The 18,832-nt window shown below is 66.7% G+C and carries 17 protein-coding genes and 2 pseudogenes; 6 read left to right on the top strand and 13 right to left on the bottom strand.

The annotated features are described in order from the left end of the window. Window positions 1-68: 68 nt before the first annotated feature. Genes M1248_RS27815 through M1248_RS27805 form a run of 3 tightly spaced genes read left to right on the top strand, consistent with a single transcriptional unit; the run spans window position 69 to window position 2,917 of the window. Window positions 69-1,379, top strand: coding sequence for a sensor histidine kinase (locus M1248_RS27815; protein ID WP_317150366.1), 1,311 nt, complete (start codon window positions 69-71; stop codon window positions 1,377-1,379). After that, window positions 1,370-2,014, top strand: coding sequence for a response regulator transcription factor (locus M1248_RS27810; protein ID WP_163730076.1), 645 nt, complete (start codon window positions 1,370-1,372; stop codon window positions 2,012-2,014). The genes M1248_RS27815 and M1248_RS27810 overlap by 10 nt, the downstream gene beginning before the upstream one ends. Before the next feature lie 15 nt (window positions 2,015-2,029). Continuing rightward, window positions 2,030-2,917, top strand: a complete 888-nt coding sequence (locus tag M1248_RS27805; protein WP_163730077.1) for a DUF4097 family beta strand repeat-containing protein — start codon at window positions 2,030-2,032, stop codon at window positions 2,915-2,917. On the opposite strand, the gene M1248_RS27800 is transcribed toward M1248_RS27805, so the two are convergent. From M1248_RS27800 to M1248_RS27790, 3 genes are read right to left on the bottom strand one after another with little or no spacing between them, the layout of a single operon-like run. Further along, window positions 2,918-4,246: a flavin monoamine oxidase family protein gene (locus M1248_RS27800; RefSeq protein ID WP_163730078.1), complete on the bottom strand. Its 1,329-nt coding sequence runs from the start codon at window positions 4,244-4,246 to the stop codon at window positions 2,918-2,920. A 49-nt stretch (window positions 4,247-4,295) separates the two neighbouring features. Next, window positions 4,296-5,312 (bottom strand): nitronate monooxygenase, encoded by a 1,017-nt coding sequence (locus M1248_RS27795; RefSeq protein WP_163730079.1) that lies wholly within the window; start codon window positions 5,310-5,312, stop codon window positions 4,296-4,298. After that, entirely contained in the window at window positions 5,313-5,672 is a 360-nt protein-coding gene (locus M1248_RS27790; protein WP_317150365.1) for a GNAT family protein, read from the bottom strand. It abuts the gene before it with no gap. Window positions 5,673-5,727: 55 nt separating this feature from the next. Here M1248_RS27790 and M1248_RS27785 point away from each other — a divergent pair, with 55 nt between their 5' ends. Further along, window positions 5,728-6,120 (top strand): VOC family protein, encoded by a 393-nt coding sequence (locus M1248_RS27785; protein ID WP_163730081.1) that lies wholly within the window; start codon window positions 5,728-5,730, stop codon window positions 6,118-6,120. On the opposite strand, the gene M1248_RS27780 is transcribed toward M1248_RS27785, so the two are convergent. Together M1248_RS27780 and M1248_RS27775 are read right to left on the bottom strand one after the other, a co-directional pair. Beyond that, the gene (locus M1248_RS27780; protein WP_163730082.1) at window positions 6,089-6,748 is read right to left on the bottom strand and encodes a maleylpyruvate isomerase family mycothiol-dependent enzyme; all 660 of its coding nucleotides are present in this window, start codon (window positions 6,746-6,748) and stop codon (window positions 6,089-6,091) included. The two genes, M1248_RS27785 and M1248_RS27780, sit on opposite strands and share 32 nt — an antisense overlap. After that, window positions 6,735-7,646: pseudogene (locus M1248_RS27775) on the bottom strand (alpha/beta hydrolase); the annotation flags it as partial. The gene M1248_RS27780 and the pseudogene M1248_RS27775, both read right to left, overlap by 14 nt. 97 nt (window positions 7,647-7,743) lie before the next feature. Between M1248_RS27775 and M1248_RS27770 the strand changes: the two are divergent. Then, the gene (locus M1248_RS27770) at window positions 7,744-8,385 is read left to right on the top strand and encodes a TetR/AcrR family transcriptional regulator (protein WP_163730084.1); all 642 of its coding nucleotides are present in this window, start codon (window positions 7,744-7,746) and stop codon (window positions 8,383-8,385) included. On the opposite strand, the gene M1248_RS27765 is transcribed toward M1248_RS27770, so the two are convergent. Genes M1248_RS27765 through cysD form a run of 4 tightly spaced genes read right to left on the bottom strand, consistent with a single transcriptional unit; the run spans window position 8,382 to window position 12,424 of the window. Continuing rightward, window positions 8,382-8,858: an Rrf2 family transcriptional regulator gene (locus M1248_RS27765; protein ID WP_083123809.1), complete on the bottom strand. Its 477-nt coding sequence runs from the start codon at window positions 8,856-8,858 to the stop codon at window positions 8,382-8,384. The two genes, M1248_RS27770 and M1248_RS27765, sit on opposite strands and share 4 nt — an antisense overlap. An 8-nt stretch (window positions 8,859-8,866) precedes the next feature. Then, entirely contained in the window at window positions 8,867-9,598 is a 732-nt protein-coding gene (locus tag M1248_RS27760) for a 3'(2'),5'-bisphosphate nucleotidase CysQ (protein WP_317150364.1), read from the bottom strand. Window positions 9,599-9,653: 55 nt separating this feature from the next. Next, entirely contained in the window at window positions 9,654-11,498 is a 1,845-nt protein-coding gene (cysN, locus tag M1248_RS27755; protein WP_163730086.1) for a sulfate adenylyltransferase subunit CysN, read from the bottom strand. Beyond that, the gene (gene cysD / locus M1248_RS27750) at window positions 11,498-12,424 is read right to left on the bottom strand and encodes a sulfate adenylyltransferase subunit CysD (RefSeq protein ID WP_163730087.1); all 927 of its coding nucleotides are present in this window, start codon (window positions 12,422-12,424) and stop codon (window positions 11,498-11,500) included. Before cysD ends, cysN begins: the two co-directional genes overlap by 1 nt. A 167-nt stretch (window positions 12,425-12,591) precedes the next feature. Between cysD and M1248_RS27745 the strand changes: the two are divergent. Next, window positions 12,592-13,016, top strand: a pseudogene (locus M1248_RS27745) (PaaI family thioesterase). Window positions 13,017-13,116: 100 nt separating this feature from the next. Here the strand turns inward: M1248_RS27745 and M1248_RS27740 are convergent. From M1248_RS27740 to M1248_RS27725, 4 genes are all read right to left on the bottom strand, one after another. Further along, a complete protein-coding gene (locus M1248_RS27740; RefSeq protein WP_163730089.1) occupies window positions 13,117-13,608 on the bottom strand; it encodes a beta-class carbonic anhydrase in 492 nt (163 codons plus the stop codon). Window positions 13,609-13,694: 86 nt separating this feature from the next. Continuing rightward, the gene (locus tag M1248_RS27735) at window positions 13,695-15,599 is read right to left on the bottom strand and encodes an ArnT family glycosyltransferase (RefSeq protein ID WP_410506743.1); all 1,905 of its coding nucleotides are present in this window, start codon (window positions 15,597-15,599) and stop codon (window positions 13,695-13,697) included. A 28-nt stretch (window positions 15,600-15,627) separates the two neighbouring features. Beyond that, window positions 15,628-16,887 carry a glycosyltransferase gene (locus M1248_RS27730; RefSeq protein WP_410506742.1) on the bottom strand — a complete coding sequence of 420 codons (1,260 nt, stop codon included), beginning with the start codon at window positions 16,885-16,887 and terminating at the stop codon, window positions 15,628-15,630. A 56-nt stretch (window positions 16,888-16,943) separates the two neighbouring features. Beyond that, window positions 16,944-18,824 carry a glycosyltransferase family 39 protein gene (locus M1248_RS27725; RefSeq protein WP_317150362.1) on the bottom strand — a complete coding sequence of 627 codons (1,881 nt, stop codon included), beginning with the start codon at window positions 18,822-18,824 and terminating at the stop codon, window positions 16,944-16,946. Window positions 18,825-18,832: the final 8 nt, after the last annotated feature.

Below are 18,832 nucleotides of genomic sequence, written 5' to 3'. Positions count from 1 at the left end.
GTTTTCCTTACCGGGTCGGGAGGAAAACGCCGTTTCGTGGACCGCGCCGGATCCATAGGTTGATAGGCATGGTCGCAGTCACCGACACGAGTCCAGAGGCCGCCGTCGCCCCCGTCGATACCGAGAATCAGGTGCGGCCTGCCCCCGCCCGCAGCATCGGCGTGGTTCCGACGGCGTCGATGGTCACCGGCGCCGCGATCGCGCTGGTGTGGTTCTGGGTTCCTCTCACCATTCTGATCGTCGGCGCCTCGTCGATCCCCAGTGTCATCGGCTTCCTGCTGGCGGGCGTCGTCTTCGTCTATCTGATGCGCGGAGTCGAATGGATCGAACGCATGCGAAGCGAGGCGGTCTTCGGGCTGGGCATCGCGGTTCCATTTCGCACGACGTCGCCGTATACCGGGTTCCAGCGCTGGGCCCATCAGCTCTGGCTGGACATCAGCAGCGCCAGGCTCTGGAAGGCCACCGCCCATCACTTTCTCCGGATGACCTACGACCTCGTGGCCACCGGGATCGCCTGTGGTCTAGTCGCTTTCGCGGTCCTGGGGCCCGCCGCGGCGATTGCTGTCCGGCAAAGCGATGCGGATGCGGGTCTGACGTTCATCCCACCGCTGTTGGCATGGCTGCTCGCCGCGGTGGCGATCGCCGCCGCGGTTTCGATTCTGATCTTCGCGCCGATCCTCGACGCGGCCATCGACCGGTGGCTGCTGACGCCATCACCGACGACCGCACTGCAGCATCAGGTCAGCGCGCTGGCCGACGCAAGACTGGGCGCGGTGTCCTCGGCGCAGACGGAACGCCACCGCATCGAGCGCGATCTGCATGACAGCGTGCAGCCGCGGCTGGTCTCGCTGGCGATGACGATCGGCCTGGCCCAGACCAAGCTGGACACCGATCTGCCCGCGGCCAAGACATTGATCGCCGAGGCGCACGACGACGCCAAGAACGCGCTCGTCGAACTGCGCAACGTGGTGCGCGGCATCGCGCCGACCATTCTGTCCGACCGCGGCCTCGACGCCGCGTTGTCTTCGGTGGTGCAGCGATCGGCCGTGCCGACGGTTCTCGATATCGACCTTCCGCGCCGACTACCCGAGGAGGTCGAGGCGTGCGCATATTTCGTGGTCGCCGAGGCTGTCACGAACATCGCCAAACACGCCAACGCCACGCAGGCGGAGGTCACGGTGCGGCTCGACACGTCGTCGAACCAGCTGTTCGTGTCCGTGTTCGACAACGGTCGCGGCGGCGCGTCGATCACCGACGACGAGAACGCCACCGGCTTACGCGGTCTGGACGAACGCGTGCGCGCGGCCCGCGGCACCTTTAGCGTCTCCAGCCCCACCACCGGCCCGACCACCGTCACCGCGGTCCTGCCATGCGCGTAGTGATCGCCGAGGACTCCGCACTGCTGCGGGCCGGCATCGAACGCATCCTCACCGACGGGGGCCACGAGGTCGTCGCAGGGGTGCCCGACGCCACCGACCTGCTCCGACTGGTCAATGAGAAGCGCCCCGACCTGGCCATCGTCGACGTGCGGATGCCACCGACCTTCACCGACGAGGGCATCAGGGCTGCCGCGTTGCTGCGCAGCCAAAACCCAGAGTCGCCCGTGCTGGTGCTCTCCCACTATGTGGAGGAGCGCTACGCGGCGGACCTGATCTCCTCGGACACAAGGGGATTCGGATACCTGCTCAAGGACAGGGTGGCCGACGTTCCCGCCTTTCTCGACGCCGTCGAGGTGATCGGCGGCGGTGGAACGGTGCTCGACCCCGAGGTGGTGTCGCAGATCCTCGTGCGCACACACCGCCGCACCGTCCTCGACCAGCTCACCGAACGCGAGCACGACGTCCTGCAGTTGATGGCCGAGGGCAAGACCAACTCGGCGATCGCTGCGGCCCTTCACATCTCGGTGGGTTCCGCCGAAAAGCACATCGCATCGATCTTCACCAAGTTCGCTCTTGCTCCCGACGAAAGCGAGAACCGCCGTGTGCTGGCGGTGCTGCGCTATCTCGAATCCTGACCGGAAGGATCCCTAGTGACCACTCTTGCTCCCCCGCCCCCGGCCGGTCCGGCAACACAGCCACCGCCCCCGCTGTCACCGCGGGGACGCACCGCAATCCGTGTGGCACTCATCGTCGCGGCGACGATGCTGGTGGTCGGCACCGTCGCATCGCTGGGCGGACTCGCGATCGGCGTCAGCAGCTTCCGGGTCATCACCGACTCCGCACCGCTGCCGCCGACGATGCGGTCGCTGACCGTCGACACGGGCTCCGTCCCGGTCGCGGTCCGCATCACCGCCGATCGTGAAGTCCGCGAACCCCGGGCCGACCTACGGCTGGTGAATTCAACTCGGGCGGGCGAGAACCCGTTGATGGTGAACACCGATGCCGGTGTCACCCTCATCACGCTCAGTGGCGAAGGGTCGTCGTTTCTGGACTGGGGCCGGGCCGGTGAGCTGACGCTCGTGCTGCCACCGGACCTTGCGCGCCGACTGACGGTCAATACCCAGCAGGACAACGGCGTCGTGCTTCTCAACGCCGATGTCGACCAGCTGATCGCGCGAACCGACAACGGTGAGGCGGTGCTCGGCGGATCAGCGCGTCGTATCGAGATCTACACCCAGAACGGCGGTGTGATGACCCGCAATCCGATTTCGGTGTCCGAATCGTTCACGGCCGAAACCTCAAATGGCGACATCGAGGTGGACCTCAGTGACGTCGCGCCTCGCACCGTCGAGGCTTCCAGCGACAACGGTGACGTCACCGTCGCCGTGCCTGCGGCCGGCCGCTACGTGGTGAACGCAGATACGGAGAACGGACACACGGCGATACGGGTCCCCCGGGCGACTGACCGGCAGAGTGCGTCGGCGGTCATCACCGTCCGGTCTGAGAACGGCGACGCGATCGTCGACGAACTGCGGTAGCTAACCGAGAATTCGCTCGGCTTCGCGTACACCGCTCAGGTACGCGCCGTGGACGGTGCCGAAGAACTCTGCGTTGGTGGCCTCACCGGCGAACGCGAGCCGGTCGTTCGCCGGTGCGGCGAGAGCCTCCATATCGTCGGGACTCGAGCCGACGGCGACGAAGCTGTACGAACCGCGCGCGTACGGATCTGCGGCCCAACGGGTGACAAGCGACCCGGTCGGCGCCGGCGCATTCAGCGCCGTCACCACTTGGGCCACCGCATCCTGATCGGAAAGGACTTCTCGCTCACGCGCATCCGAACCGCCACGCAGGCCGATCAACACCGGCACATCGGCGAATGTCTCACCGTTGATCAGGAACGGCACGGGCTGCTCGCTGCCGACGAGCCCGATCACGTCGGCGTCCGGCCAGAACGGCTCATCGAACTTGAGCACCACCTTGTCGAGCAGACCGAAGCCCAGACGTTCGATCGCCGCCCGCTTCTCATCGGCCAGCGGCGGGTCGAACGCGATCGTGCCCGCCTTGAGCACACCCAGTGGAATGGTGACGATCGCTCGGTCCGCCTCGACGGCGCCCTGAGACGTCTCGATCCGCACGCCCGGGCCCCCGTAGCTGACACGGTTAACCTCGGTGCTCAGCCGGATCGTCAGCCCGCGCGCAAGATGCTGCACCAGTTGGGTGTATCCGCCGGGCAGGATCAGATCCGGTCCGCCGAACTCGCCTTCGTTGCCCAACCACTTGAGCGACAGTTCATCTGGATCGGCCGCGTACTCGCCGACGATCTCGCTTGCCACACTCCATTGGACGAGCGGATCGTTCATGTCGGCGACCTCGGCGAGTCCGGTCGCGACCGACTCGTCCTCGCCCGCGTCTGCGCTCAGCACCCCAAGTTCGTTGGTGGTCTCCTGCCAGCGCTGCAGGGTGACTTGCACGACCTCCGCGGCGAGTTCGCGGCCGTCCTGGAATACGACGGGTTTGTCGAAGTCGGTCTCGACGCGCCGCGCATCGACCTGGTCGGCGAGTTCGGTGATCGGGTTGCCTTCGGGACCGTGGATCCATGCCGCACCGAGATCGATCGGCACCCCGAGCGTCGTCGTGTCAGTCCACGTGCGGCCGCCAAGACGGTCACGCGCTTCCAGCACAGTGACGTCCATGCCCGCGTCGGCAAGACGCCGTGCGGCGGCCAGACCGGCCATGCCTGCGCCGATCACCACGATGCGCTCTTTCGACGCTTCCGGCGCGTCGCTACTGCTGCTACACCCTGGAAGCAATTGAGAGGCTGCAAGCGCGCCGCAACCCAGCGTGAACGCACGCCGGGAAAGCTGCATGGTTCGAGAGAGTAGCTTGCCGCCGCCGACATCACGGCTATATTGACGTCTACGTCAGCATGGCGAAGATCTCGGCCACCGAACCCGCCTTCAGCTCGCGAAAACCGGTCCCGGCCCAGACGTTCACACCGTGCGGATCGCCTGCACGCACGGCCGCCGCCCGCACGGGACCGGTGAGATAGTGCACCTCCGGGTAGCCGAACGGCGCCTCGGCTTCGTGCTCGTCGATGAACCGGTTCCGCAGCCCACGTGCATAGCGTCCGGAAAACGACCGGGTGACAACGGTTTCGGTGAACTGCGGATCCTTCAGCGCGGCGCGGTGCACAGGACTACTGCCGGCTTCGTCGGCCAGCAGGAACGCTGTGCCCAGTTGTGCCGCAACCGCGCCGGCGTCTATGACGTGGCGGATGTCGTCGGCGGTGGACAGCCCGCCCGCCGCGATCACCGGGATGTCGGCGCCACTCTTGATCGCCGCCAGAAGTTGGTCCAGCGATTCGGATGCCGGCTGTGCCGACGGGTCAAACGTCCCGCGATGTCCGCCCGCTGACGGGCCCTGCGCCGCCAACACATCGACGCCCGCCGCCATGGCCACCTGCGCCTCCGACACCGTCGTCACCGTGCCGACGGTCGTGATACCGGCGTCGCGTAGTCGTCTGCATTCGTCCGCACTCGGCACGCCGAACGTGAAGGACGCCACGTCGGGGCGCAGGTCCAGCAACACCTCGATTTTCGCGGCCCACGCGTCGTCGTCGAACCGCGGCGACCCGAGGGCCGCGCCGTAGCGCTGCTCCTCGGTCGCCAGCGCCTTGGCGTAAGCCTCGATGGCGGCGGGCGTGCCCGCACTCGGCTGTGGCGCAAACAGATTGGCGCCGACGGGCCCCGTCGTCAGCTGACGTGCCTTGGTGATGCGCTCGGCGAATACTTCGGCCGTCAGGTACCCCGCGGGTACGAACCCGAGGCCGCCGGCCTCGGATCCCGCGGCGGCCAGTTCGGGCGTCGACGGCCCACCGGCCATCGGCGCGATGATGATCGGGACCGTGAGGTCACGCAGATCGAATGCACTCATCTACTTCACCGCCTTGGCGAACAACAGGCAGTCCTGCGGTTCCTCGCTGATATTGGGTAGGACGGTGTAACGCCGCAGCCGGCCTTCGAGGGAGAGCCCGTTGCGTTCCAGCACCCTCGCCGATGCGGTGTTGTCGACGTGGCAATGCGCCGCGATTCGGTACACGACTGGATCGCGTCCGGCACTGTCGAGCACGAGCTGCACCGCTTCCGACATGAGCCCCCGCCCCCACCATGGCCGACCCAGGTAGTAACCGAAGTCGACGATGTGTGGTTGCGGGCGCCGCCACCCGATGGCACCTATCACGGTCTCATCATGACTCAGCGTCACCCGTGGACCTGGGACGTGGGCGTGCGACATTGCTCCATCGTGCATTGTTGCCGCCCCGGCGTGAGCGGTGGTTGACTCGATTGACATGGCAATCACGTTCAACCACACCATCGTCGCCGCGAAGGACCGCCAAGAGTCAGCCCGGTTTTTCACCGAACTCTTCGGTCTACCGCCTGCCAAGGAGTTCGGCCCGTTTCTCGTCGTCGAGCTCAACCACGGCGCCAGCCTCGATTACGCCCAGGTGGGCGGTGACGAGGAGATCCGTCCGCAGCACTACGCGTTCCTGGTGTCCGAGGGCGAGTTCGATGCCATCTACGGACGCATCCGCGAACGAGATCTGCAGCACTGGGCAGACCCCAGGGGCAGCCGGCCCGGCGAGATCAATCACAACGACGGCGGTCGCGGCGTGTACTTCCAGGATCCCGGCGGGCACTATCTCGAGATCATCACCCGCCCCTACGGATCCGGGACGGGCTGATTCGCGAGGACAGCAGCTTCACACCATCACCGCGCAGTGCTGACAACATGCGCGGCCGGCTCCCCAGAACGGACACGAGCTCGACGCCGCGCCCCTCGACGAGCGGACCCCGATCGCCGTGTGCCCAGTCGATGTCGGTGGCGCGCAGCCGCAGTCCCCTGCTGTTGCGGTACGCGGGGACGAACGGATTGGGAAGCGCTACTTGCGTATTGAGCACCGCCACCACGGCCTCGCCCGAAATCTGCGGTGCGCGATCGAGCGCGAACAGGATGTCGAGTTCGTGGGTGATGTGGTCGCCCAGCAGCAGTTGGGGCGGGAAGACGCGGCCCAATCCACGGGGCCGATACACCAGTTCCCCGAACTCGTCGAGCAGTTCTTCGGGACTTCGAGCGGCCGCGAGCGCGCACGCCATCGCGGTGTTCGCCCGGTCGAATGAGCCACCATGGCAGATTATTTCGCGTGTCGTCGCACCGGCGCCCGAGCGGTAGCCGATGACGAGGTGCGCGAGCACATCGTGGTTCGTCCATGCGTCGCACAGGCTTGGCCGCGCCCACTCGTCGGGTCCGAGACCGGCCGCCAGCGCGAGGAATCGTTCATCGTTGCTGCGCAACATGTCACGCACGGACATCGAGATGCTCCTTCAGGAAGGCCGTCTGGTCGGCGAGAACCCGGCTGACGAGCGGCGGATGGTAGATGGCGAAGTGGTCGGAGTCGTAGTGCCGGGCCACGCCGCGAGGAGCCCGGTGCGCGACGAGTTCGGCGTAGCGAGGGTCCATGAGGTTCTCGCGGTCGCACACGCACACCAGCAACGGTGCCGCGATGTCGCGTGCATCCCGCAGCGCTGACGTCGTCACCATGGCGAGCGCACCGGCGGCGGCGATCCGGTTGTCGAACCATCCGCCGGGCGGCACGGTGGAGTTCCAGCCGCTCTCGGCACCGGCGACGGTGACCATCGCGAAGCCTCCCGGCGGTCCCACGATCGGCACGTAGCGGCGACCGCGCGCCGTGGCGAGACGCACCAGGTCTTCGGTGATCGCCGGTGCGAGGCGCAGCGCTGCGAGCAGTCCGAGTCGGCGGGCTGCGCCCGGCCCGTGCACGATGGGGCATTGCACCACCGCGACGGCGACGTCGTCGCGGGCAGCGGCGACCCTGATCACGTTCATGCCGCCAAGGCTGGTGCCCCACAGCCCGATTCGTGCGGCGTCGATGTCGGCTCGATCGCCAAGGTGGTCGATGGCCGCGACGACGTCCCGGCACTGGTTTCGCGTCGAGATGTGTTGGCGCGGTTGACCGTCGGATGCACCGGTATTCCGATAGTCGAACGCCAGGGTGGCGATACCCGCCGCGGCGAAGTGCTGTTCGTATTGAGCCAGCATCATGTCGTGGGTCGCGCCCAGGCCGTGGACCAGCACGACTGCCGGGTGCGGTCCCGCCGCGTCGGGCACCGTCAGCCAGGCCGCACAGCGCGTGCCGCGAGACTCGAAGTCCACGCGTTCGGTCGGGATCGTCTCCGTCATCATCATCTCCTTATAAGTACGTCGTACTTATGGTTAGACTGCTTCACGTACGACGTACTTGTCAATGGATGATGAGCGTCTTGCTCTCAGCAAGGAGGTCAGAAGGTTGCGTGCACGGTTCACCACCGACGAGATCGCCGCCGCGGCACTCGGCATCGTCGACGATGCCGGCGTCGGCGCGTTGAGCATGCGTGCACTTGCCGCCGCGCTGGGCACCGGTCCGATGACGGTCTACAACTACGTGCCAGACAAGGAGGGCCTCGAGGAACTCGTCGTCGCCGCAGTCGTGGCCGAGGTGCGAATACCCGAGCCGACCGCGAATTGGATCGACGACGTCTACGCGGTGGCCGAGGCCATGTGGCTGGGTATCCGTGCGCATCCGGCCGCCATCCCATTGGTCCTGACCCGGCGCACCTCCTCGGCAACCGGGTTCGCCGTGGTCGACGCGCTCATTGCTGCCCTCGGCCGCGGGGGCCTTTCCGATCCCGATCGCCTCGCGGCTTTCCACGCAGTCTTCGCGCTGGTGGTCGGCGCGGCCCAGGCCGAACTCGCCGGGCCGTTGACCCGCGGGCGAGATGCGGGCGACGCCGCCGCACGGATCGGATCGACGGCGGGCGAGGCGCATCCCCACGTGGAAGCGCTCTCCCACGTCGCCCGGGAGGTATCGGTGGAAGAGGATTTCGCACAGGGTCTGCGCATGCTGCTCGACGGGATCGCCGTGCGGGGCAGGAAGCGACGCCGGAGCTAGCCCAGGGAGTGGCCGCGGCTTTCTTCCTGCGCGCGGTAGTCGTCGGCCAGCCTGCCGACGTGTTTGGGCAGGGTGCCCGCGGCGACCTCGGCGAGGCTGGTCTGTTCGAGCACCGAGCGCATGCTGGCCCGCAGCGCCCGCCATACGTCGGTGAGCGCTGCTGTAGGTCCGGAGTACGGGAGGTCACCGAGCCCGATGTCGCGCACGCTGGCCAGCGGACCGTCGATGCACCTCAGCACGTCGGCGATGCTGATGTCGGCGGCACGACGAGCCAGCGTGTACCCGCCGTCGCGGCCGCGATGGCTGCGCACGAGGCGATCGGTACGCAGGTCGGAAAGGATGTCGACGAGGAACTGGGCAGGGATGCCCTGCGCCTTGGCCAGGTCGTCGGTCTTGACGACCTCACCGTCGTCGGCGGTGGCGAGCTGAATCATCGCGCGGACGGCGTATTCAGCTTTGGCCGACATCCGCATGAGCCCAGTCAATCACGTGTGACCGCGAGCACCGCCGCTGCGAGCTCCGGTCGGCACACCACCACGTCGGGTAATCGTGGGTCGCGCCTGTTGTAGGTGAGGGGTGAGCCGTCGATGCGTGAGGTGTGCAGGCCCGCTGCACGGGCCACCGCGACCGGGGCCGCGGAATCCCATTCGTACTGTCCGCCGGCATGAACGTACACGTCGGACAGACCTTGCACCACCGAGGCCACCTTGGCGCCCGCCGAGCCCATTTCGACCAGGACGCCGCCCAGCGCGTCACGCACGGCCAGCGCCACCGCGGGCGGCCGCGTGCGCGAGACCACCACTCGCGGTTGCCCTGGAGCCGCCGGTGGCGCGCTGACATCCGGGGTGGCGAGCGTGATGCCCTGCGCCGGAAGGGCAACCGCTCCTGCGACCAGTTCACCCGCCTGCCACAGCGCGACGTGCACGGCCCAGTCGTCGCGCCCCAGCTCCGAGAACTCGCGGGTGCCGTCGAGCGGATCGACAATCCACACGCGGTCCGCGGACAGGCGCACCGGGTCGTCGGCACCCTCTTCCGACAACACCGCGTCGTTCGGCCGCTCGGCGGCCAACGCTGCGATCAAAAAATCGTGGGACCGCTTGTCCCCCGCCGCCTTCCGCTCGTCCTGATTGGCGTCCGCCAGCTCGTCGCGAACCTCGAGCAGCAGTTTGCCCGCCTCCGTCGCCAGTCGCGCAGCGACGTCGTGATCACTCACAGTCTTCTGTCCCCTCGCCCTTCGGGCTGGGGTCCCCACTTCGCGCAGGCGCTCATCACTGCTTGCTCTCCAGCAGTTCGATCACCCTGTCGGCCAGCTCGTCCGGCGTGAGTTCCGGGGTGAGCCGCAGGTCGGGATTCTTGGGCCGTTGATACGGGCTGTCGATCCCGGTGAAGTGGGTGATCTCGCCTGAACGCGCCTTGGCGTACAGCCCCTTGGGGTCACGCCTTTCGCAGTCCTCCAGCGGGGTGTCGCAGAACACCTCGAAGAAGTCCAGGCCGGCGTCGGTGGTCACCTGGCGCGCCAACGCACGGTGCTCTTCGAGGGGACTGATGGCGGGCACGAGCACGACCTGCCCGGAGTCGGCGAGGATGGCCGCGATATGGGCCAGCCGACGCTGATTCTCCGCACGGTCCGCCATCGAGAATCCGAGGTCGGCGTTGAGCCCGTGGCGCAGATTGTCGCCATCGAGAACATAAGCGGGGCAGCCCTTTTCGAGCAGCTTCTGCTCGACGAGCATCGCGACCGAGGACTTCCCGGAGCCGGACAGCCCGGTGAACCACACGGTCCTGCCCTTGGACAGCCGGTCTTCTGCCTTGCACAGCGATTCGTGGCGCACGGTGTTCGGGCTCGACGCGCGCGCCGTGACCTGCGGCAGGATCATGCCGGCCGCGACGGTGCCGTTGGTATTCGGGTCGATCAGGATGAACGAACCGGTGGCAGCATTGCGGCTGTACTCGTCGAGCAGCAGTGGCACCTGGGTGCGCAGCGAAATGCGGCCCAGCTCATTGAGTTTGAGCGCTGTGGCCGACTTGTCCCGATGCAGTGTGTTGACGTCGAGGCGGTAGTCCAAGGCCGCCACCTTGGCCCGCGTGGTGCGGGTCGTGTGCTTCACGATGTAGTCGCGGCCGGGTTCCAGCGAAGCCTCGTCGGCCATCCAACACACCGTGGCGTCGAATTCCTTTGTCACTCTTGGCTGGTTGTTCGGCCGCGCGATCAGGTCGCCGCGCGAGATGTCGATGTCGTCGGCCAGGCTGATCGACACAGCCATCGGGGGGAACGCCTCCTGGACCGGTCCCCCTGGACCTTCGATCTCGGTGATACGGCTCGTCTTGCCGGTGGGCAGCACGACGACCTCGTCGCCCGGACGCATGACGCCACTGGCCACCGTGCCCGCATAGCTGCGGTGGTCGGCGTGCTCGTGGGTCTGCGGCCGAATCACATACTGCACCGGAAAGCGCACATCGACCAGATTGCGATCGCCGGCGATGTAAACCTCTTCGAGGTGCGACAGCAGCGCGGGCCCGTCGTACCACGGCGTGACATCGGACTTGGTGACGACATTGTCGCCGTTGAGCGCCGACAACGGAATGGTCGTCACATCGTGGATGTCGAGGCGCGCCGCGAACTCATGGAAGTCGTCTCGAATCTTGTTGAAACGCTCCTCATCCCAGTCGACAAGGTCCATCTTGTTGACCGCCAGCACGATGTGCCGAATGCCGAGCAGTGAGGCCAGGAAGGCGTGCCGACGCGACTGCTCGAGCAGGCCGTGGCGGGCATCGACGAGCACGATCGCCAGCTGGGCCGTCGAGGTTCCGGTCACCATGTTCCGCGTGTACTGGATGTGGCCCGGCGTGTCGGCGATGATGAACTTGCGTTTGGACGTGGCGAAGTAGCGATACGCCACGTCGATCGTGATGCCTTGCTCGCGCTCGGCGCGCAGGCCGTCGGTCACCAAAGCCAGGTCGGTGTAGTCGTTTCCGCGTTCTTTGGAGGTGCGCTCGACCGCGGCAAGCTGATCCTCCATGACGGCCTTGGAATCGAACAGCAAGCGGCCGATGAGAGTCGACTTGCCGTCGTCGACCGAGCCGGCGGTCGCGATGCGCAGAAGAGTTGCCATCAGAAGTAGCCCTCTCGTTTACGGTCTTCCATGCCTGCTTCGGAGATGCGGTCGTCGGCGCGCGTTGCGCCGCGTTCGGTCAGGCGCGAAACTGCGGTCTCGGCGATCACCTCGGACACCGTGCCCGCAAGGGATTCCACGCAGCCGGTGCAGGTGACGTCGCCGACCGTGCGGAAGCGCACGGTTTTCTCGACGATCTCCTCATCCTTGCGCGGCTGCAGGTACTTGTGGACGGCCAGCAGCATGCCGTCACGTTCGAAGACCTGTCGCTTGTGCGCGTAATAGATGGACGGAAGCTTGATCTTCTCGGCGCCGATGTAGGACCAGATGTCGAACTCGGTCCAGTTGGACAGCGGGAACACGCGGATGTGCTCACCCTTGTGATGGCGACCGTTGTAAAGGTTCCACAGCTCGGGCCGCTGCGCCTTGGGGTCCCACTGGCCGAACTCGTCACGGAAGGAGAACACCCGCTCCTTCGCGCGCGCCTTCTCCTCGTCGCGGCGCGCACCGCCGAACGCGGCGTCGAACTTGTTCTCGCGGATGGCGCGCAGCAGGGTGAAGGTCTGCATCGGGTTGCGCGACGGGATGGTCTCCACGACGCGACCCGCGTCGATGTCGTCCTGCACCTTGGCCACCACCAGTCGCACTCCGGACTCGGCGACGAGTTCGTCGCGGGCCTGCAGCACCTCGTCAAAGTTGTGCCCGGTGTCGACGTGCATGACGGGGAACGGCAGCCGGCCGGGCCGGAACGCCTTGATCGCCAGATGCAACATGACGATGGAGTCCTTGCCGCCGGAGAACAGCAGCACCGGCTTCTCGAACTCGGCGGCCACCTCCCGGATGATGTGGATGGCTTCGGCCTCGAGCGAGCGCAGATGGCTCAGCTCGTATCGGCCCGCATTGAGTTGCTCGGCGGTCTCGGTCATGATTTCCTCGTAAAGTTGGTAGAAATGACCAGCTTTATCTGCATAACCCGATATGAAACCAGGGTTGGCCTGCCGTGTCAACGATCGGTGTTGTCGGCGCCCGCCGCTGCGTGCGCGACTCGGCCGACTACCCCCGAGGTAATTGATCCGGTGCAGATACTGGACGCATGTCACTCACAGCTGGCGCGCCGACCGGCGCCGAGGTCATGGCGCAGTTCATCCCCGCATCGCCGTTCGTCGCCAAGCTCGGCATCGTCGCCGAGGTGCTCGATTGTGACGAGGTACGGCTACGCCTCCCGTGGGACGAATCCAACGTCACGCTCGGCGATATGGTCCACGGAGGCGCCGTCACCGCCCTGGCCGACGTCGCGGTGATGGCCGCTGCATGGCGGGCGCAGAGGTGCCCGACTCGCTGCGCGGCGTGACCACGTCGATGTCGATCCAGTTTCTCGCGCCGGCCCGCGCGACCGATTTGATCGCGATCGGGCGTGTCCTACGCCGTGGCAGGACGTTGGTGAATTGCGACGTCGACGTGGTCAGCCCAGATGGTGAGGCGGTCGCGAAGGCGATCGCCTCCTACAAGGTCGGCTGACACTCGCGCGAGTGTGCGCGAAATGCTGGATTAGCTCGGCGTGTCGTGTGCAAACACGCACGCTCGCGAAACGAGGTGAGGTGCGCTCGGTGCAAAGCCGCTACAGAGTCACCTCGTTGAGGCGGCCCGTCGCCACATCGAAGACGAAACCGCGCGCGGACTCGTGCTTCGTGACGAACGGACTGGCCTCGATGCGGCGCAGCGACTGCCGCACATCCTCGTCGACATCGACGAACGCCTCCGCCGCCCACTCCGGCTTGATACCGGTCTCGTCCTGGATCTGCTGTTTGAAACCGTCGTCGGTGAACGTCAGCATGCCGCAGTCGGTGTGGTGGATCAGGATGATCTCTCTGGTGCCGAGCAGGCGTTGGCTGATGGCCAGCGATCGGATCTCGTCGTCGGTGATCACGCCGCCGGCGTTGCGGATGACATGCGCTTCGCCGTCGCCGAGCCCGAGGACCCGGTAGACGTCGAGCCTGGCGTCCATGCACGCCACTACGGCGACGTGCTTGCTCGGCGGCAGCGGCAGCGGGCCGGTGAAGGAACTCGCGTATGCCTCGTTGTTCTTCAGGTATTCGTCGGTCACGGACATCGTTGCACTGTATCCCCGCTGGCAGGTGTGAGAGCCGAAGAGAATCACCCCGATCGAATTGACGACGGCCGTCTGTTCGAGGGGCACTACGGCGACGGCGTCGCGCTGCTGAACCGCGCGTCCAAGTCGTATACCGTCGTGCCGCCGATATCGATCGGTGTGAAGTTCTGCTTCACCCAGGTCGCGATGTCGGCCGCAGCACCGGATTCCCGCCGGCCCGGCCCCTGGTGACCGCTGGCGATGAAGTACCGCACCTCGTGGTTGGCGGCGTAGTTCTGGAACTGCTCGAGCGTCGGCGAATTGTCTCCGCCGGAGAACCCGCCGATCGCCATGATCGATGCGCCGGTCTTCAGCTCCAGGCTGCCGGCCGTCATCGAGCCGATAGTCGCTGCTGCCCAACGGTTGTCCACACCCTTGACGAGGTTCTCCAGCAGTGGGTTGTCAACGGCGCCAAAGCCCGGCCCGTCGGCACCCGGCGGCTCCATGTTGGCATCGAGCATCGGGCCGGCCATCGCCATCGGTCCACTGCTGTGCGAGCTCGCCACGGTGGCGATTGAATACGCGGCCGGCGCGAGAACTCCGAAAAGCAGTGCGCCGGAGATCAAGACGGGAGCGAGGCGACCGACCCGGTGCGCGCCGACGGCGATGATTGCCGCGACGATGATCGAGCCGACCAGCACCACCCATCGCAGCTCGGGCAGCCAGTCCGGCGTTCGGTCCAACAGTATGAACGCCCACACGCCCGTACCTGCCGACATGATCGCGAGCACGATGCGGGAGGCCAGTAACTCCTTGCCGCGCCATAGTTCTCGTACTGCAATGCCGACCAGCGCTGCGATCGCCGGCGCGAGCGCCACAGTGTAGTAGGGGTGAATGATGCCGTCCATGAAGCTGAACACCGCGGCGGTGACGATCAGCCATCCACCCCACAGCAGCAGCGAGGCACGCACACTCGCGGTGCGGGCGGTGCGACGGGTGAACCAGAGCCCGGCGAGCAGGCCGACCAGTGCCGCGGGCAGCAGCCACGACGCCTGGGTGCCCATCGAATGGCCGAACAGTCGGCCGATGCCGGGTTCTCCGCCGAAGAACAGGTTGTGCATACCTGCAGGCGGTCCACTGGGTGCTCCACCGGGCGGCCCGTCTGAGCCACCGCCCAGCACACGGTCGAGTCCGTTGTAGCCCAAGGTCAACTGCAGCAGGCTGTTGTCTGACGAGCCGCCGATGTACGGCCGAGAGTCGGCCGGCCACAGATCGACGAGCACGAGGTACCAGCCGGCCGAGACCACCATCGCGATGCCGGCGATGAGCAGCTTTCCGATGCGCTTCCACATGCCAACGGGGGCCGCGACGAGAAACGCCAGCGCCAGGCCTGGCACCACCAGGAATGCCTGTAGCAACTTGGTCAGGAATGCAAAGCCAATGACACAGCCAGTCAACATCATCCAGCGATTACTCGCTGTTTCGATCGCCCGCACCATGCAGTAGCCGGCAACCACGAGCAGCAGCACCAGCAGCGCATCGGGATTGTTGAATCGGAACATCAGGGCCGCGACTGGCGTCAGCGCAAGCACCGCGCCCGCGATCAGGCCCGCCGCCGGCCCGCTGCAGCGTCGGACGGCCCCGTACAGCACGGCGACGGCTCCGACACCCATCAACGCCTGCGGCAGCAGCATGGAGAAGGCGCTGAACCCGAAGATCCTGCCGGACAACGCCATCAGCCACAGTGACGCGGGCGGCTTGTCGACCGTGATCGCATTCCCCGCGTCCAGCGAGCCGAACAGCCAGGCCTTCCAGTCCTGGGTTCCGGCCTGCGCGGCGGCGGCGTAGTAATCGTTGGCCCAGCCCGAGGACCCCAGGCCCCACAGGTAGAGCACTGCGGTCGCCGCCAGAAGGGTGAACAGCGCGGGACGCACCCAGCGCGGTTGCGGAACCTCCCCAGGGCCGTCCTCAGCCGGCGTGGTGTGCGGTTGCATGTCAGCGGTGATGGTCATCAATCGATTCCTTCGCGTTTCAGATCGTTCAGTTGGTCCGGCGGGGGTGAAACACCCAGCCGCGCAGCAGGACGAATCGCGCCGCGGTGGCCACGAGGTTGGCGAGCACCAGCACAACCAGCTCGACCAGATGATGCGGGTCGGCCACGAACGTGTGCAGGACGGCAAGCGACCCGCTCGTGATCGCCAGCGCGATCGCGAACACGATGAGACCGTCGACGTGCTGACGTGTCACGTTCGTCCTGCCGCCGATCCCGAATGTGAAGCGACGGTTCGCCGCGGTGTTTCCGATGGCGGTCAGCAGCAATGCGATCAGGTTGGCCGTCTGGGCGCCGACCGACCCCTGCATCAGCATGAACAGCACAGCGTACGCCGCCGACGACACCACCCCGATCGTGCCGAATCGCACGACCTGCCGGAACAGCGAGCCCGGGGCGGCCGAGCGCTGTGGCGAACCCAGCTGTGCCGCAATCGCATTCACCGGTATCGAACCGTTGGCGAAGTTGCGCAGCAGACGGCCGATGCCCTTGAGATCGGCCGCCGCGGTCGCGACGATGTCCACCCGACTGTCGGGATCGTCGACCCAGTCCACCGGGACCTCGTGGATTCGCAGACCGCTGCGTTCGGCCAACACCAGCAGTTCGGTGTCGAAGAACCATCCGGTGTCGGCCACATGCGGCAACAGGCGTTGCGCGACGTCGGCCCGAATCGCCTTGAACCCGCACTGCGCGTCGGAAAAGCGAGCCGCGAGGGCAGATTTCAGGATCAGGTTGTAGCAGCGGGAGATGACCTCGCGCTTGGCGCCTCGCACCACCCGAGAGCCGCGGCCCAGCCGGGTTCCGATCGCCAGGTCGGAATGTCCCGAAACCAGCGGCGCCACCAGCGGTGCGAGTGCGGCGAGGTCGGTGGACAGATCCACGTCCATGTAGACGAGCACCGGTGCGTCCGACGTCGACCACGCAGCGTGCAAGGCACGGCCACGACCCTTCTCCGGCAGCCGCACCACCCGGACGTCACTCAGGTCGGCGGCCAGTCGCGCGGCGATCCGTGCGGTGTCGTCGGTGCTCGCATTGTCGGCGATGGTGATGCGCGCTGAAAACGGAAAGTGCTCCCGGAGGTGACGGTGCAGACGATGCACCGAGTCGGCCAGAGCGACCTGCTCGTTGTACACCGGCACCACCACGTCGAGCACGGGCACACCTGCCTCGCGCGCTATCTCGGTGGCGTTCGGCCGGGATTCGAATCGGGTCCGAGCAGAGGTGCCACGTTCTAGGGCGGTATCGGTCATGGAACCCATCGTCGAGGTGCAGATTGTGCTGGCCGTGGGGCCAAGCTGTATGCCAGCTATGTATTCGGCGCCGGCGCGCTGAGGTCGTAGATCACCGCACTGTCTACGACGAGCGGGGTGTAGTGCGTCTCCACCCACTGCGCGATGTCGGCGGCCGCGCGGCTGCCGCCGCTCGACGATCCCCACCTGCCGGTCAGCAACATCATGCGATCGCCGATGAAGTAGTGGATCTGACCCGTGGCGACGAGCTGCTGGAACTTCTCGAGAGTCGGTGCAGGGTCGGTGCCGTTGAAACCTCCGATCGCCATCACCGGTGCACCGCTGGCCAGTTGGTAGCCCGCGGCGTTGTTGGATCCGACGACCGCCGCGGCCCAGGTGTAGTCCTTCGCGCCGCGGGCGAGGGTGGCTACCAGCCCGGTCGACGGCTTCGGCGAATCAAGCAGGCCTCCCGCCCCGCCAAAGCCGGGGCCGGATACGTGGCGAGACGGCCCCACACTCGGTATCGCGCCGCTGTGCGGCGATGCGGCCGTCGCGATCGAGAAACCCGCGGGCGCCGCGAGACACGACACGACCGCCAGCGCCGCCACCAATCGCGCCACCACCGGTGCCAACCGGCCGGATACGAGCAGCAGCACCGCGGCCCCGACTCCCCCGACCGAGACACTCGCCCGCAGCCACGGCATCCACTCCGAATGACGGGTCAGCAACACCGCCCCGAGGATGGTGGTGACAAGCACCGTCCCGGACAGGGCCGTCGCGGCTCGAATGTCGGATCTGTTCCGCCACAGTAGTGTTGCGCCAATTCCGATGCAGGCGCCGACCGCGGGCGCGAGAGCGACGGTGTAGTAGGCGTGGATGATGCCGTTGGAGAAGCTGAAAACCAGTGCGGATACGGCCAGCCAGCCGCCCCACAGGATGAGCGCGGCCCGTGCGGGGTCGGTGCGCGGCGCGCGCCGAGTGAGAATCAGGCCGGCCACCAGGCAGATCGCTGCGGCCGGCAGCAGCCACGCGATGTCAAGGCCCATGCCGGCGCCGAGGAGCCGTCCCCACCCCACGTCGTGGTTGAGGTTGCCGAGGCCACCGGTCTCCTTACCCGTCAAGCGGCCAAAACCGTTGTAGCCCAGAGTCAGTTCAATGATGCTGTTGTGCTGTGATCCGCCGATGTAGGGGCGCGACGACTCGGGCCAGAGTTCGACGAGCGCGAGGTACCACCCCGCCGAAACCACCACGGCCGAGCCCGCGATGACCAGGTCGACGACGCGGCGCGACAGCGTGCGGTGCCCGGCGACAAGGTACGCGGCTGCGAATGCGGGCAATACCAGGAAAGCCTGCAGCATCTTGGCCAGGAAGCCGACACCCACCGCAACGCCCGCGGCCACCAACCACCAACGGCTGGAGCCTTTTTCGCATGCCCGCTGCATACAATACGCGGCGGCGACCAGCAGGAGCACCAGCAGCGCGTCGGGATTGTTGAAGCGGAAAATCAACGCCGCGACGGGCGTCGCCGCGAGCACCGCGCCGGCCAGCAGGCCCGCACTGGGCCCGGCGACACGGCGGACGGCGGCATAGAGCAACCCCACGGACGCGACACCCATGAGCGCCTGCGGTACGAGAACACTCCACGAGTTCAGTCCGAACAGACGAACCGAGACGTCCATGACCCACAACGCCGCGGGAGTCTTGTCGACGGTGATCGCGTTGGCGGGATCGCTCGACCCGAACAGCATCGCCGTCCAGTTGTGCGCGCCGGCCTGCACCGCCGCGGCGTAGAAGGCGTTCGCCCACCCGCTGTCGCCCAGTCTCCACAGGTAGAGCACCGCCGTCGACGCCAGCAGAAGAGGTAGTCCCAGCCTCGAGACCACGGCAGAGCACTTGTCGCCGGGGCTATTTGGGGCTTCCTGCGCGCGCTCGCGCGGAAGAACCAGGGTCGTCGTCACTGAGACGA

This window comes from Mycobacterium sp. 29Ha (assembly GCF_032883055.1).
Taxonomy (GTDB): domain Bacteria; phylum Actinomycetota; class Actinomycetes; order Mycobacteriales; family Mycobacteriaceae; genus Mycobacterium; species Mycobacterium gallinarum.
Note: the sequence above shows the minus strand (reverse complement) of the source record. Positions and strands in the feature narration are given on the sequence as shown.